Origin of the sequence: Pseudoalteromonas sp. NZS71_1 (assembly GCF_015864305.1) — a bacterium.
GTDB lineage: Bacteria > Pseudomonadota > Gammaproteobacteria > Enterobacterales > Alteromonadaceae > Pseudoalteromonas > Pseudoalteromonas arctica.
Map to the genome: position 1 here is coordinate 106,690 of NZ_JADYXM010000004.1, position 14,958 is coordinate 121,647.

At 38.2% G+C, this 14,958-nt stretch carries 9 protein-coding genes and 9 tRNA genes; 16 read left to right on the forward strand and 2 right to left on the reverse strand.

Going from position 1 to position 14,958, the window contains the following annotated elements; translation table 11 throughout:
- Nucleotides 1-58 precede the first annotated feature (58 nt).
- The 10 genes from I6F43_RS08130 to I6F43_RS08175 all read left to right on the forward strand — a co-directional run bounded on the left by I6F43_RS08130 (nucleotide 59) and on the right by I6F43_RS08175 (nucleotide 2,605).
- Nucleotides 59-134, forward strand: a tRNA-Lys gene (locus I6F43_RS08130).
- Nucleotides 135-204: 70 nt separating this feature from the next.
- A tRNA-Lys gene (locus I6F43_RS08135) sits at nucleotides 205-280 on the forward strand.
- A gap of 84 nt (nucleotides 281-364) precedes the next feature.
- Nucleotides 365-440, forward strand: a tRNA-Lys gene (locus I6F43_RS08140).
- Nucleotides 441-525: 85 nt separating this feature from the next.
- A tRNA-Lys gene (locus I6F43_RS08145) sits at nucleotides 526-601 on the forward strand.
- Between the two features lie 83 nt (nucleotides 602-684).
- A tRNA-Lys gene (locus I6F43_RS08150) sits at nucleotides 685-760 on the forward strand.
- Nucleotides 761-784: 24 nt separating this feature from the next.
- Nucleotides 785-860, forward strand: a tRNA-Lys gene (locus I6F43_RS08155).
- A gap of 83 nt (nucleotides 861-943) precedes the next feature.
- A tRNA-Lys gene (locus tag I6F43_RS08160) sits at nucleotides 944-1,019 on the forward strand.
- Nucleotides 1,020-1,082: 63 nt separating this feature from the next.
- Nucleotides 1,083-1,158: transfer RNA gene (locus I6F43_RS08165), tRNA-Lys, on the forward strand.
- A 141-nt stretch (nucleotides 1,159-1,299) separates the two neighbouring features.
- A complete protein-coding gene (nadA, locus tag I6F43_RS08170; RefSeq protein ID WP_010554042.1) occupies nucleotides 1,300-2,340 on the forward strand; it encodes a quinolinate synthase NadA in 1,041 nt (346 codons plus the stop codon).
- 175 nt (nucleotides 2,341-2,515) lie between these two features.
- Nucleotides 2,516-2,605: transfer RNA gene (locus I6F43_RS08175), tRNA-Ser, on the forward strand.
- Between the two features lie 70 nt (nucleotides 2,606-2,675).
- Here I6F43_RS08175 and I6F43_RS08180 read toward each other — a convergent pair.
- Nucleotides 2,676-5,354: a CHASE domain-containing protein gene (locus I6F43_RS08180; RefSeq protein WP_197101793.1), complete on the reverse strand. Its 2,679-nt coding sequence runs from the start codon at nucleotides 5,352-5,354 to the stop codon at nucleotides 2,676-2,678.
- A 658-nt stretch (nucleotides 5,355-6,012) separates the two neighbouring features.
- Here I6F43_RS08180 and I6F43_RS08185 point away from each other — a divergent pair.
- A complete protein-coding gene (locus I6F43_RS08185; protein ID WP_197101795.1) occupies nucleotides 6,013-7,338 on the forward strand; it encodes an OprD family outer membrane porin in 1,326 nt (441 codons plus the stop codon).
- Between the two features lie 107 nt (nucleotides 7,339-7,445).
- On the forward strand, nucleotides 7,446-8,315 hold the full coding sequence (locus I6F43_RS08190) for an alpha/beta fold hydrolase (protein ID WP_169043457.1): 870 nt from the start codon (nucleotides 7,446-7,448) through the stop codon (nucleotides 8,313-8,315).
- A 68-nt stretch (nucleotides 8,316-8,383) separates the two neighbouring features.
- Here I6F43_RS08190 and I6F43_RS08195 read toward each other — a convergent pair whose 3' ends face one another.
- Nucleotides 8,384-8,773 carry a DUF2750 domain-containing protein gene (locus I6F43_RS08195; RefSeq protein ID WP_165735407.1) on the reverse strand — a complete coding sequence of 130 codons (390 nt, stop codon included), beginning with the start codon at nucleotides 8,771-8,773 and terminating at the stop codon, nucleotides 8,384-8,386.
- A gap of 236 nt (nucleotides 8,774-9,009) precedes the next feature.
- Between I6F43_RS08195 and I6F43_RS08200 the strand changes: the two genes are divergently transcribed.
- From I6F43_RS08200 to I6F43_RS08215, 4 genes are all read left to right on the forward strand, one after another.
- Nucleotides 9,010-10,053, forward strand: coding sequence for an alkene reductase (locus I6F43_RS08200; protein WP_197101797.1), 1,044 nt, complete (start codon nucleotides 9,010-9,012; stop codon nucleotides 10,051-10,053).
- Between the two features lie 208 nt (nucleotides 10,054-10,261).
- Nucleotides 10,262-12,631 (forward strand): TonB-dependent receptor domain-containing protein, encoded by a 2,370-nt coding sequence (locus I6F43_RS08205; protein WP_121954567.1) that lies wholly within the window; start codon nucleotides 10,262-10,264, stop codon nucleotides 12,629-12,631.
- Between the two features lie 73 nt (nucleotides 12,632-12,704).
- Nucleotides 12,705-13,832 carry an alkaline phosphatase family protein gene (locus tag I6F43_RS08210; RefSeq protein ID WP_197101801.1) on the forward strand — a complete coding sequence of 376 codons (1,128 nt, stop codon included), beginning with the start codon at nucleotides 12,705-12,707 and terminating at the stop codon, nucleotides 13,830-13,832.
- On the forward strand, nucleotides 13,829-14,890 hold the full coding sequence (locus I6F43_RS08215; RefSeq protein ID WP_101163326.1) for an alkaline phosphatase D family protein: 1,062 nt from the start codon (nucleotides 13,829-13,831) through the stop codon (nucleotides 14,888-14,890). Before I6F43_RS08210 ends, I6F43_RS08215 begins: the two co-directional genes overlap by 4 nt.
- Nucleotides 14,891-14,958: the final 68 nt, after the last annotated feature.

Genomic DNA, 14,958 nt, shown 5'->3' on the forward strand with positions numbered 1-14,958 from the left:
ATTATAAGCGCCCGCAGCAAACGAATGGTTACCCCACTCGAAATGCGACAAAAAGAGCGGGTTATTAGCTCAGTTGGTAGAGCAGTTGACTTTTAATCAATTGGTCGATGGTTCAAATCCATCATAACCCACCATTCTTTGAATGGTCTTTTATCGGCGGATTTACGTAGAATACTAAGTTGTTATAAAACGCAACGTCAGAGCGGGTCATTAGCTCAGTTGGTAGAGCAGTTGACTTTTAATCAATTGGTCGATGGTTCAAATCCATCATGACCCACCATTCTTTATTCCTTGTGAATAGTGTGTGGCATCAATCGGCGGATTTACGCAGGCTTTAACTTAGAAATAAGTTAGCAACTGGAACGGGTTATTAGCTCAGTTGGTAGAGCAGTTGACTTTTAATCAATTGGTCGATGGTTCAAATCCATCATAACCCACCATTCTTTATTCCTTTGAATAGTGATTGGTTCCAATCGACGGATTTACGTAAAGTAGTAAGTTGCATTTAAAACGCAACAATAGAGCGGGTTATTAGCTCAGTTGGTAGAGCAGTTGACTTTTAATCAATTGGTCGATGGTTCAAATCCATCATAACCCACCATTCTTTATTCCTTGTGAATAGTGTTTGGCATCAATCGGCGGATTTACGTAAGCTTCATTCATAATTGAATAAGTGCATAGAGCGGGTTATTAGCTCAGTTGGTAGAGCAGTTGACTTTTAATCAATTGGTCGATGGTTCAAATCCATCATAACCCACCATTCTATGAAAATTTATATAAGAGCGGGTCATTAGCTCAGTTGGTAGAGCAGTTGACTTTTAATCAATTGGTCGATGGTTCAAATCCATCATGACCCACCATTCTTTATTCCTTGTGAATAGTGTTTGGCATCAATCGGCGGATATACGTAAGCTTCATTCATAATTGAATAAGCGCATAGAGCGGGTTATTAGCTCAGTTGGTAGAGCAGTTGACTTTTAATCAATTGGTCGATGGTTCAAATCCATCATAACCCACCATTCTATGAAAGTTTTAATCGGCGGATTTACGCAGCTTTTTACAAAGCAGATTTATATTAGAGCGGGTCATTAGCTCAGTTGGTAGAGCAGTTGACTTTTAATCAATTGGTCGATGGTTCAAATCCATCATGACCCACCACTCTCTAATACTTTCCTTTATATTCTTTTTTAAATTCCCATTCTATTTTTTATAAACAGCTTAACTAGTTTGCTGTTATTTATGTTTATATTCTCGTATAATTCGCCCTAATTAATGCACTGTAGATAAGTGGTCGAGAACATGAGTCTAGCTCAAACTATTATGCCTGAAGGTTATATTTTCCCCCCTAAGCCAGCACCGTTAACAAATGACGAGCAAGGCGAATATAAAGCGCGTATAAAACAATTACTAAAAGATAAAAATGCAGTACTTGTTGCACATTATTATACCGATCCTGAAATTCAAGCACTTGCAGAAGAAACCGGCGGCTGCGTTGCCGATTCGCTAGAAATGGCACGTTTTGGTGCACGTCACGATGCAGATATGATCATCGTCGCGGGCGTGAAATTTATGGGCGAAACAGCCAAAATTTTAACGCCAAATAAAACGGTTGTAATGCCAACGCTTGAAGCGACGTGTTCGCTAGATATTGGTTGCCCGATAGACGAGTTCTCAGCGTTTTGTGATGAGCACCCTGACCGTAAAGTGGTTGTGTATGCAAACACCTCTACGGCTGTTAAAGCACGTGCAGATTGGATTGTAACCTCATCATGTGCACTTGAAATAGTAGAGCACCTTGATGAGCAAGGCGAAAAAATCATTTGGGGCCCAGATAAGCACCTTGGTAGTTATATTCAAAAAAATACCGGTGCTGATATGCTTATGTGGAATGGTGCATGTATCGTACATGACGAATTTAAAACTAAAGCCTTAAAAGATATGAAGGCGCTACACCCAGATGCAGGCGTATTAGTTCATCCTGAGTCACCAGCAGAAATTGTTGCACTTGCCGATTCGGTTGGATCTACGAGCCAATTAATTAAAGCAGCGCAAACAATGGACAATAAAAAGTTTATTGTAGCAACCGATCGCGGCATCTTTTATAAAATGCAGCAACTATGTCCAGATAAAGAGTTTTTTGCGGCTCCAACGGCAGGTGAGGGCGCTTCATGTAAAAGTTGCGCACATTGCCCTTGGATGGCAATGAATGGCTTAAAAGCGATTGAGGAAGCCCTCATAAGCCCTAAAGGTAAAGAAGTATTCGTTGATATGGGTTTACGCGAAGGCGCACTTAAGTCGCTTAATCGCATGCTTGAATTTACTGCGAGCATGGCTAAGTAATTTTAAAAGTATAAATTAAAACGGTTAGGTCTTAGATTTAGCCGTTTTTTGTGCCTATAGATAAGCTATTGCTTGATAAGTAAGCATTTAAAGGCTCATATTTAAAAATGCCTTGCACCTTAAGGGTCTATTTCATACTATAGCGCGCTGTTGCATTACACAATTGCAGCACTGTGGAGGGATGGCTGAGTGGCTGAAGGCGCACGCCTGGAAAGTGTGTTTAGGTTTATCCCTAACGAGGGTTCGAATCCCTCTCCCTCCACCATCATTCTTAGAACCCAGTTACTAATATCGAAAGGTATTAGTAACTGGGTTTTTTAATGCCTTCGCAATGACTAACTATTAACTAAATAGAGTGTTGATAACATGCCGACAAGCTCATGTTTTTCAATTGGCTTAGAAACGTAACCATCAAATAACTGCCTGTATATTTCTTTTTGCTCTGTAAAAACATTAGCGGTTAATGCGATAACAATTTGTTCGCTATTAAGCGCCTTAATTTTTTTACATGCCTGAAGACCATCCATTTTAGGCATTTGAATGTCCATAAAAATAATGTCTGGCTTGTGTGACTCGTATAATGAGATTGCTTCTAAACCATTGTTGGCAATAATAATGGTGGCTTTTGTAGGCTCAAGCATCGCAGAGGCAACAAGCTGATTTATTTTATTATCTTCAGCTAATAAAATAGTTTTTCCAGATAGGTCAGGAAGCTCAACATTTTTTGTTATTAATGTGCTTTCATCAATCTGTGCTTGTTTTAATGGTAAGTACACATAAAACTGACTACCTGAATCTAATTGGCTTGTTACTTTAATTTCGCCATTCATTAAACCTATTAATGATTTAGTAATAGGTAAGCCAAGACCTGTACCGCCATATTCACGCGTAGTTGATTGCTCTGCTTGTTCAAAGCGCTCAAACAATCGCTCTATAGCCTGCTCAGAAATTCCAATTCCGGTGTCTGATATACAACAACATATTTTGTTTTCGTCGGTTAGCCTAAACGTTACTGTAACGCCACCCTGCGACGTAAACTTAATCGCATTAGATATTAGGTTTAAAAATATCTGTCTGAGTCTAACGGGGTCGCCCACCCAGTACTTATGCTCAATATTAATTATAAATTTAAGGTATATATTTTTATCACTGGCTTGCAGGCCAAGATCAGACTCTAAGTGGTGAATAAGTTCAAAAAGGTCGAATGATTTATATTCTAATGAAAGCTTCCCAGCTTCAATTTTAGAAAAGTCGAGGATATCATTAATAATAGTGGTGAGTGAGCGGGTCGAATAAAGTGATTTTTTTAAATACTCTTTTGATTTTTCATTCAATGGCTGCTCTTGCAGTAACTGTAATGTACCTAGTATGCCGTTCATAGGTGTGCGTATTTCGTGACTCATATTTGCTAAAAATTCAGATTTAGCTTGTGATGCTTGTTCAGCTAATTCTTTAGCATGTCCGAGAGCTTGTTCGTGATTAATTTGTTCGGTCAAATCGTATGCTACACCCAAATAGCCAACAATTTCATTTTCGTTATTTAATAAAGAGGTAACACTTATATTAACTTGTATGTGCTCGCCTGTAGAAGAAATGTATGTCCACTGATTGATATCAGGCTCTGTAGCAGTTGCTTTTAAGATAAACACTTCAAAACCAGGGAAAACAGGTTCATTTAACTCTGCACTAAGCTGTTTGGCTTTTTTTATAATTTCTTCTTTTAAATGAAAAATACCCGGATTTTCAATTCCAATAACGTCTTGCGCTTTATAGCCTAATAACTTTTCAGAGGCGGGATTAAACAAAGTAATTAAGCCATTTATGTCGGTCGCAATAATAGAGTAACTGGCACTGTTTAAAATACTTTGTTGAAGCATACTTATATCGGCAATTTCTTTAGTACGTAATTTTACTTCTTTTTCTAATTTTAAATTTGTTTGCTGCAGCATATGCTTATTTTGTTTAGCTTTGATAATTCTTCGCTGTGTTCTTTGTGCTCTACGGTAAAAAAACAGCTGAATTATTAAAGTTATAAACATACAAATAAGGGTATAAAAAACACCATTGACAATAGCTTGATATTTACTCGGTAAGTGTAGTGATTCAATAAATGTGTCTGAAGCACTAAGTGTGATTTCCCATGTTCTTCCCATCACTTTAATTACTTTATTTAACTGATAATCAGCCGAGTTGCTTTTAATGCCGTAGCTAAAAAAGTCAGTTTTAACGTTGTTACCTATGTCGCTAATGACTAGCTTATTTTCATCAGCTTGGGAAAGAGAGTCTAAAATATTGTCTATTAATAAAGGGGAGTAAGTCCATCCAATTAATTGCTCTAAACGCTGGATTTTATCAGTTGGAATAATAATATTTTTATAAACTGGTAGTAAAATTAAAAAGCCTTGTTGCGATTTGTTATCCGCTTGGATTAACGTAATAGGCGCCGATAATTGAACTTGGTTATTAATTGCAGAATTTAATGCTGCTTTTTTACGTGTACTTTCCGATGCAATATCGAGTCCTAGAGCCCGTGAATTACTTTGCTCAGGAAATATATACTGAATAATAAAGTGCTCATCACTTTCGTTAGCTAGTTTATTTAGTTTGAATATTTGGTTAGGTCGATCGGATTTTGCAGTTTTTAAGAATTGAGCTAAGTTTTCGGCATTCACTTTTCTTATAAAGCCAATACCATTTGCTCCAGGGAATTCTTGGGCGTAATTGCGACTGTTAGAGTAATTGGAAATTGTTTGGTAGCTTAAATTATTAACGCCAATGCCGTGTATAAATCCTTTTAAACCGTATAGCCCATATTTATATAGGTCGAATCTGCTAGTAACGCCTGTTGAGAGTGAAGAAAGGCGGTTGTTGAGGGCTTCATTTATTTTGTTATTAACAGCATCTTGATGTGCAGCGTGGGCAAAGTAAGTTAATACAATACCACTGATGAAAAAAATAGCATGAGTAAGCACCGAGATTAATAACCTTTTACTAACCGGTCGTCCTGAAAACATTAACTCATCCTTTATTATTAATATACTGATAGTATATCTGTTTTATCATCGAAATAAATATAGCACTTATTATTCAGGATACAACTTTGTTATTAATTAGAATATATATATTTTATAAAGGTTTAGAGTGGATGTAATATAAAAAGTTGATTTTACTCACCAAGATAAGACGAACATGTATATAAATATAATAATTTTTATGTTTTTTGCTACTTTATAGCGAACAACAAAAGTATTAGCTAAAGGTGCTGATTTTTATATTTATCGATTTTTTAGTGAATATTAGGTGCTCAAAAAACAACGGATAGCTTTTAGTTTTTGCTTATAACTTTACTTTGTTAAGTTTAAATAAAGTAAAATTTAACCAATATTATGACGCTTTTAAAGGGAGCTATCGGTATAGGTACGAGTAAGCAAGAGACTATGCTCACCTTACTTTTATAATTCATCCGAAACAAAACAAACACTTAATATTTTATAATATGAAAATTAAAACATTAAAAACTTATATTGTTCTATATTTTAGTAGCGTGAAAGAAAACGTGATTACTTAAAATGTAATTACCTTATGACATGTTTACCGTGTAGGTCGAAAAAATACACGCTGCTATGCACTGCACAGTTAAAACTTAAACAAAACAAGGTAACGGAGATAACTATGGCTCACCGAGTATCTAAATTACTTGCGGCAACAGGCGCAGTATTAACATGTATTTCTATTCCTTCGTATGCCGCTGTTAATGGGCTGACAGAACAAGATGAATTTAATATAAAACTTAGATCAATTTATTTTGACCGCGACTACGATAACGACGCAAGTGACGATTCAACTTTTGCTCAAGGTATAGAGCTCAATTACACATCGGGTTATATAAATGATTTAGTGAGTGTGGGTGTATCGACTTACACCGTGATGGATATTAATTCTACGGGTTCAGCCGCAGGTAATATTTTACCAGCAGGTAATGAGAGCGGTGGAGTTGACGATAGCTTTTCTAAATTTGGACAATATTTTTTAGATTTTAAATTGGGCAACAACGGTCACGTTAAAGTGGGCGGGCAAAAAAACAAAAGTATGTTGCTTAAAAGCTCTGGGAGTCGGGCTATTCCTAATACTTTTAGAGGCGTTTTTGGCGATTACAAAATTGGTAACACTAAATTATACGGTTACGTTTACGATAAATGGAGCCGTCGACACGATGATAGATGGGAAGACTTTTCTACCGATCAATCGGCAACTGGTGCTATTAGCGTAATTTGGGGCGTAGGTGCTACGCATAAAAAAGACAATCTAATATTAGAGGCTGAATATTTAAATTCGCACAATTATTTAAGTAAAATCGGGTTAAAAATCAGTTACGACATTAAGCTTGAGCAAAGTAAGTTAACCCTTTCAACTGGCATATTTACCTCACAAGATGATGGTGATTTATTTGTAACAGGCGCAGAGGGCGGAGATTTAGATGATGAAGATACACCTGGTGCATTAACAGGTTTAACTAAAAGTGAAAACGATGGATTTGCCTATTACCTAGATGCTGATTGGAAAAAAGATATTTGGAGTGTAGGTGCGGCATTTACTAAAGTAAGTGATGCTTGGATTGAAGATAATTTCAGTGGCGACCATGGTACAAACCCATTTCCAACTCGCTCATTAATTGGTGCCGATTTAACAAACCAAAATGAAACATCATGGCAAGCTCGTTTAGGAATTGATTTGAAAGCAGTATCGCCTGGCTTAACAACTAAATTTTACTACACAGACGGCAGCGATGCTGAAAACTCTGCATTGGGTAAGTTAGGTGGTACAGCCGACGAAAAATATTGGGCTGTAGATACTCGCTATAAAGTTGAGAAAATAAAAGGCTTAAGCTTACGTTGGTTATTTGTAGATTATACAACCGAAAAATCAGGCAGTGTTGATGGTGTTAAAGGCGATAGAGCTGACCATCGAGTTTATGTAGATTACACTATTAAATTTTAACATGACTTTTAATAAGCCAATGCAAATTTTATGCATTGGTTTTGTTTCCTTTTTTCATTATCTTTATGATAAAACTAACAAATCAATAATAAAAATTAAGCTAATATATGTTTTCTCTTCAACAGTGGCAATCACAGGGTCAATTTACTCAAATTAGTGGCCATCAAATTTTTACTAAAACAGCTGGTGATATAACTAAGCCTGCGCTGCTTTTAATACATGGCTTTCCAAGTGCTAGTTGGGACTGGGAAGGTATGTGGCAAACCCTTAGTGAACATTATTTTGTAATTACACTCGATATGCTAGGTTTTGGTTTGTCAGATAAACCTAAAAATGCAGGCTATAAAATTACTGAACAAGCCGACTTATATACTCAATTTTTAAAAACGTTAAATATTAATGATATACATATTTTAGCTCATGACTATGGCGATACTGTGGCTCAAGAGTTATTAGCAAGGCAAGTCGTTAGCCAAAGTGACTTTAAAATAAACAGTGTGTGCTTTTTAAATGGTGGGTTATTTCCTGAGGTGCATAAACCCTTATTTATACAAAAGCTTTTACTTTCAAAGCTAGGTTGGATAGTGCCAAAATTAATGAATAAACAAAAATTTGCCAATAATCTACTTACTATTTTTGGTAAAAGTACACCGCCTTCAAAACAAGTGGTAGACACACTTTGGGAGCTGCTAATTTATAAAGATGGCTTAGCCGTAATGCCCAAACTCATTAGTTATATAAAGCAGAGGCAGCAAAACCGAGCACGCTGGGTTGGTGCCATCATAAATAGCAATATACCACTTACGTTTATAGCAGGCGCAGAAGACCCCATCTCTGGTAAGCATATGATTGAGCATTATAAAAAGCTTATTCCCAATGCGCGCGTACAAGAGTTTGTAGAGCTTGGGCATTATCCGCAAGTAGAAAATCCAGATGCAATTACACAGGCTTATTTGAATTTTAGATATTGCCAATAAAAACGCGACTACTAAATTAAGTGCCGCGTTTATAAATTTTAGAACTCTGAGTATTTAGGCTTTGAACCTTAATATTTTTGCTTTGGCGCTTTTAATTGTTTTTCAAATTCATCTGAAAACAATATCGTGCCATCATCTTCCTCTGTAGGGAAAGCAGCAATAAGTAAGTCATCTTCCTCAAGACCCGGTGTCCAGCGACTAAACCAGTCAGTAAGTGGGATTGCTTTAGCGCTGCAGCCAGCCCATTCGCCAGTAGCCCATGCTTCTGCAAATTCGCGAGTTGGCCAAACTGGCACACAGTCGTCATCTTCGTTGGCAAGCATAACGCAGCCATCATCATCGTTTAAAATCCATACTTGCTTGAACTGTTGTACGGTTTCGAACATATAGGCTAGGCGTTTTTTTGCTCCAAGTCCTAAAATTACTGCGTGTTCTTCGCTTAAATTTGGCGTTGTCATAATTAGCTCACTCTTAATTACTATTGATATTAATATATCTAAATTATATGCACACAAGTATATCGAGTTATATGACAGAGTGTTGAAAAGTTGCTATTTAATTTCAGCAATGCAGATCTAATTTGTAGATTGATCAGTATAATTTCTCACTAATTTGAGCGATCATTCAAAATAAGCTTGAATGTTTGTAAAAAGGCCACATTGTAGTAAGCATATACTTAATGAAGGATTGAAAAATGACAACTGATCTACTTGCTCCGTTTAAATTAAATAACACGATTGAGCTTAAAAACCGCGTACTTATGGCGCCATTAACGCGTTGTATGGCTGACGATAACTTAGTGCCAACACAAGATATGGTTGAATATTATGCTCGCCGTGCCGAAACCGGTTTAATTATTAGTGAAGCAACTATTATTCGTCCAGATGGACAAGGTTACCCAAATACTCCGGGTTTATTTACCAGCGAGCAAATTCAAGGTTGGAAAAAAGTAACTGACGCTGTGCACGCTAATGGCGGCAAAATGTTTGCACAGCTATGGCATGTTGGCCGTGTTGCTCACCCTCACTTTTTTGATGGCGATGTACTTGCTCCATCAGCAATTGGCGTTGAAGGCTCTGTCCCTCGTATGCGTGAGCTTACATACATCACACCAAAAGCAGCCACTACTGATGATATTAAAAGTCTAGTTGCTGATTTCGCAAAAGCTGCTGAAAACGCAATTGAAGCAGGCTTTGATGGGGTAGAGATTCACGGTGCTAACGGTTATTTAGTGGACCAATTTTTACATTACGCTGCAAATACACGCAGCGACGAATATGGTCAAACGCCTGAAAACATGTCGCGTTTTGCACTAGAAGTAACCGATGCGGTTATTGCTGCTGTAGGCAGTGATCGTACTGCACTTAGATTAACACCGGGTGCTTACTTTAATATGAGCGAAGATAGCCGCGATAAAGCGGTATTTGACTACTTATTAACAGAACTTGAAAGCAGAGAATTAGCGTACTTACACGGCGGTATTTTTGATGACAGCATGCGCTTTGACTCGCTTGAAGGCAAAAGCATCTCTGAATTTTTACGTGCAGGCTACAAAGGTACATTAGTAGGTGTAGGTAGTTATAGTTTTGAGTCAGCAAAAGAGGCTATTAACGATGCAAAGTTTGACTTAATCGCTATTGGTCGTCCACTTATTGCAAATCCAGATTATATTAGCAAGGTTGCAAACGGTGAAGAGTTAGTACCGTACAGCGATGAAATGCTAGCTGAATTAAAATAACAGCTAATTATTATATTTAGTTATTAAGAAATAGTTATTAAGACACCCGAGGCTAAACCTTTGGGTGTCTTTTTTTGTACATATTCCCGCCATAAATATTCCATATTTGTTTAATCTTTATGTAAATAAAGTTCATCCTCGTTGTCATATTTAAAATTCATACTGTGCTCGTTTTCATATTTCATAATTAAAACTAAACGGGACAACAATGTACGCTTTAAAAAACAAATCGCTTTTGAGCATGGCAATTGCCATGGCTGTATCAACATCTAGTTATGCTAACGACAACACCATAGAAGAAGTTACCGTGGTTGCTAAACCAACGAGCTACGCTAACAATGTTATTGAGCCTGCAATGCTTGAGCAACAAAGTTCGGTATCGAGCATATTATCGGTTATTGATAACTTACCAGGGATTAGCATAAACGAAGGTGATGCGTTTGGTGGCGACGATTGGTCTACTACAATCACCATGCGTGGTTTTAGTATTGATGGAAACCAACAACAATTAGGTATGACCGTTGATGGCATTCCAAATGGTGGCTCTAATTATGGTGGTGGTGCTAAAGCTAACCGTTACCTAGATAGCGAAAACCTTGCAACGGTTGAAGTTGGTCAAGGTACGTCTGATATTAAGTCGGCTTCACTTGAAGCACTAGGCGGGACATTTAACTTTGTAAGTAAAGACCCAAGCCTTGAAAAAGGCACTACCTTTGCTTATACCTCAGGCAGCCACGATGCCACGCGTTATTACATTAAACACGAAACAGGCACTGTTTTTAATAACACACAAGCTTACGTAAGTTACTCGCAAACAGATACAAGCCGCTGGATTGGTTCTGGCAGTAATGGCGGTAAAGACAATCAACATGCTGAGGTTAAGTTTGTATCTAATTTTGACGATTTAACACTTACTGGTCGTTTATCTTACGATGATGTAAGCGAGACTAACTATAACAGCGTAAGCCTTGAGCAGTTTGAACAAACACCAGAGTGGGATCAGTTAACATGGAATTGGACGGGAGTTCCGCACTTTGACCAAATGTTTGCAGAAGGTTGGGGAACGCTTCGTGAAAACACCTTAGGTTATTTAAAGTTTGAGTATGCGATTTCGCCAAGCTCATTATTAACTGTTAGCCCTTATTATCATAAAAATTCAGGTCGCGGCGATTGGATCCCACCTTACTTAACAACGCCCGTTGATGAAAATGGCGACCCAACAACGCAAGGTGGCACTAATGCAGGCTCTTATGGTTTTGCTGATAGTGAAGGCAACCCGCTTGCACCAAATGCCGATTGTACGCAAAGTTTGAGCTGGCCATGGGAGTCGGGTCCTGGTTTAAACCCTGCGTGTTACGATGCAACAGCAACACCTGTCATGTCTTACCGCCATACGCATTACAACAAAGATCGTTTAGGTGTAACGGCAAATTACCAAGCGACATTTGGTGATCACGATATAGAAGCGGGCTTTTGGTATGAGCAAAGCGAGCGTGAAGAATCGCGTGATTGGCACAAAGTAATTGACGCGCGTATCTATCATCACTTTGATAGCACGCCTTACTGGACACAATACAAAAACACTTTTGATACCGATACATTCAAATGGTACCTACAAGACTCGATTAATTTTGGTGACTTAACATTAAATATTGGTGCAAAACAATATTTAGTTGAATTACAAAAGTACGACCACTTTGCTAACGAAAGATCAGATAAAGTAGATAGCGACTCAGACGTGTTATTTAGCGGGGGTGTATTGTATCAGCTAAATAACAGCACAGAATTATTTGCCAGTTACAGCGAGAATTTTTCAGCAATAAAAGACGGTGTACTTGAGCGAGATAGCTCAACACTTACAAACATAGAGCCAGAAACTGCCGACAATATCGACTTTGGTGTACGTTACCAAGCCGACAGGTTAACCCTTACAGCAACGGCTTACAGTGTTAAGTTTGATAACCGCATTACCTTTATTGCGCCTGGTAGTGGCACAGACGGCATTGATTACACGATTGGCACAAATGGCTCGTACGTAAATGTAGGGGGTATTGACTCAAATGGGCTCGAGCTTGCAGCAAGCTATATGTTAACACCAAGCTGGAGCGTGTACTCGTCGTATACTAATAGCAGTTCTGAGTATTCATCCGATGATCCAAATGCATACGATTCACAAGGCGTAATATTAAGAGATGAAAGTGGTAATGAGGTAGCACCAAGCTTTAGAAAAGGCGACAGCATAATAGATTCATCAGAGGATTTATTTGTGGTATCTACCGATTACTTTAGCGATGGCTTTCGTGTTGGTTTATCGGCTAAATACACCGGCGAGCGTTTAGGTGCATGGCAAGACGAAGACACCCGCGCCCGCAATAAAGTAGACGGCTACACCGTACTTGATTTTAATGCAGGTTATTCAACTGACGTAGATGCCGGCCCGTTTAAAGCCATTGACGTATCGTTTGTTGTTTATAACGTTACTGACAAAAGCTACTTAGCAGGTGGTACCGGTAACGGCGCTACTTATTACATTGGTGCGCCTCGCACTGCGGCAGTTACATTGACCGCTGACTTTTAATTAGGTTTTAGTAATTGAATTAAAATATAGCCCATCATTGATGGGCTTTATTATATGAAAGGGCGCAAACGCGATGAAAACAATTATAAAAGTAACACTATTTAGCTTAAGTGTATTAGCGAGCAGCTTTGCAACAGCAGCGCAAAATGTAGTGCTGGTAACGCTTGACGGGGTACGCTGGCAAGAAGTATTTAATGGGGCTGATAATAGCTTAATTAATAATACTGATTTTGTTAAAAAGCCTGAGCAATTAAAGAGACAATTTTGGGCAAAAACAACAAATGAGCGCCAGCAATTACTTATGCCTTTTTTAACGCAAGTAGTGGCTAAAAAAGGGATTATAATTGGCGATAGAGCTAACGGCTCTACTATGTCGGTAAGTAACCCGTGGTATTTTTCATACCCTGGTTACAACGAAATACTCACCGGTGAAGTTGACGAAAGTATAAATAGTAACAACAAAGTGCTCAACCCAAATAAAACTATTTTAGAGCGTTTAGATAAGTTACCTGAGTTTAAAGATAGCACTGCCTTATTTGGTAGTTGGGATGTATTCCCATACATTGTAAATACTAAGCGCAGTAACGTGTATGTAAATGCAGGTTTTATGTCAATTGAAGAGAATTTATTCACCGATGCGCCGCTGTTAAATACGCTACAAAGTGAAATCCCCAGTCCTTGGTATAACGTACGACTAGACAGTTTTACATATCGCTTTGCTAAAGCGTATATGTTGGCTAAAAAGCCTAAGTTGTTAGTAATAAGTTTAGGCGAAACCGATGACTTTGCGCATGATGGACATTACGATCAATACCTTAAATCGGCAAGGCAAAGTGACGCCTTTATAAAAGACTTATGGGCAACCATTCAAACTACAGCGGGTTATAAAAATAACACCACACTAATTATTACTACTGATCACGGCCGTGGCAATAATGCCAATGATTGGCAACATCACAGCTCTAAACGTGCACTTGCTGAACTAGAGTTAGGTGAAAATACCTACCCAGAAGGAATTGTCGGCTCTGAACATATTTGGCTTGCAGCCATTGGCCCCGCAATAAAAGGACGTGGCTTAATTAAAACTGAAAATGAGCTTAAACAAGTGCAAATAGCGGCTACCGTTTTAAAGGCTCTTGGGCAGAACCCAAATGAAATAAATTCAAATATGGCGCCTGCTATTAGCGAAATTTTAAAATGAAGAACCTATTTAAACCATTGACCCTATCTGCCTTGGCGCTGAGTTTGGTTATTAGCGCAAGTGTTACTGCCGCGCCATCTAAAATCCTATTTGGTTCGTGTGGGCATCAAGATAAAAACATACCTATATTTAATGCAATTAACAAAGAGCAGGGGGATTTGTTTATATTTTTGGGTGACAATATTTATGGCGATACCAACGATATGGATGTACTTGCCGAAAAATACCAACGTTTAGGGGCAAAGGCTGGTTTTAAAACGTTAAAAGCGCAAACGCCTATCATTGCTATGTGGGATGACCACGATTATGGCCAAAACGATGCTGGTAAAGAGTATCCGCATAAAGAGCAATCCCGCCAAATTATGCTTAATTTTTGGGATGAACCTGTAAACTCAGCGCGTCGCACTCGTCCTGATGGAATTTATACCTCGTACATGTATGGTGAAAATGAGCAAACCATACAAGTAATAATGCCTGATTTACGTTGGAACCGTGATGCGCTAAACCATGTAGGTGAGCTTGAATACTACACTAAGCGTAAGTTAAATAACCAAGGCCCGTATAGTCCAAGTCATGTTAAAGGCGCATCAATGCTAGGTGAAGCCCAGTGGCAATGGCTTGAACAAGAGCTTAAAAAGCCTGCTGCAATAAAATTGATTGCCTCAAGCTTACAGCTTTTACCCGATTTTACAGGTTGGGAGTCATGGGCAAACTTTCCTGAAGATAGAAACCGTTTATTTACATTGATTAAAAAGCATAAAGTAAATGGGGTAGTGATCATCAGCGGCGATACGCACTGGGGTGAAATATCAAAGTATCAGCAAAACCTTGATTACCCATTAATTGAGATGACCAGCTCTGGCTTAACTGAAAAATGGAAAGACGTGAGTCCTAACAAACACCGAGTAGGGGATTTTACTCATAACGTAAATTATGGTGATTTAAGCATAGACTGGCAGCAAATTGATCCCACTATTTCACTTAAATTAAAAGGCATTGATGGCGAAGTAATAATGCAAAGTGACTTTAGTTTATCAAGTATTAGCCCTTATAAATAAACTCACTACTACGCACAGTATATAAAATAGATGCTGTGCGTATAAAATCTGTAAGTTAGTTCTTAACT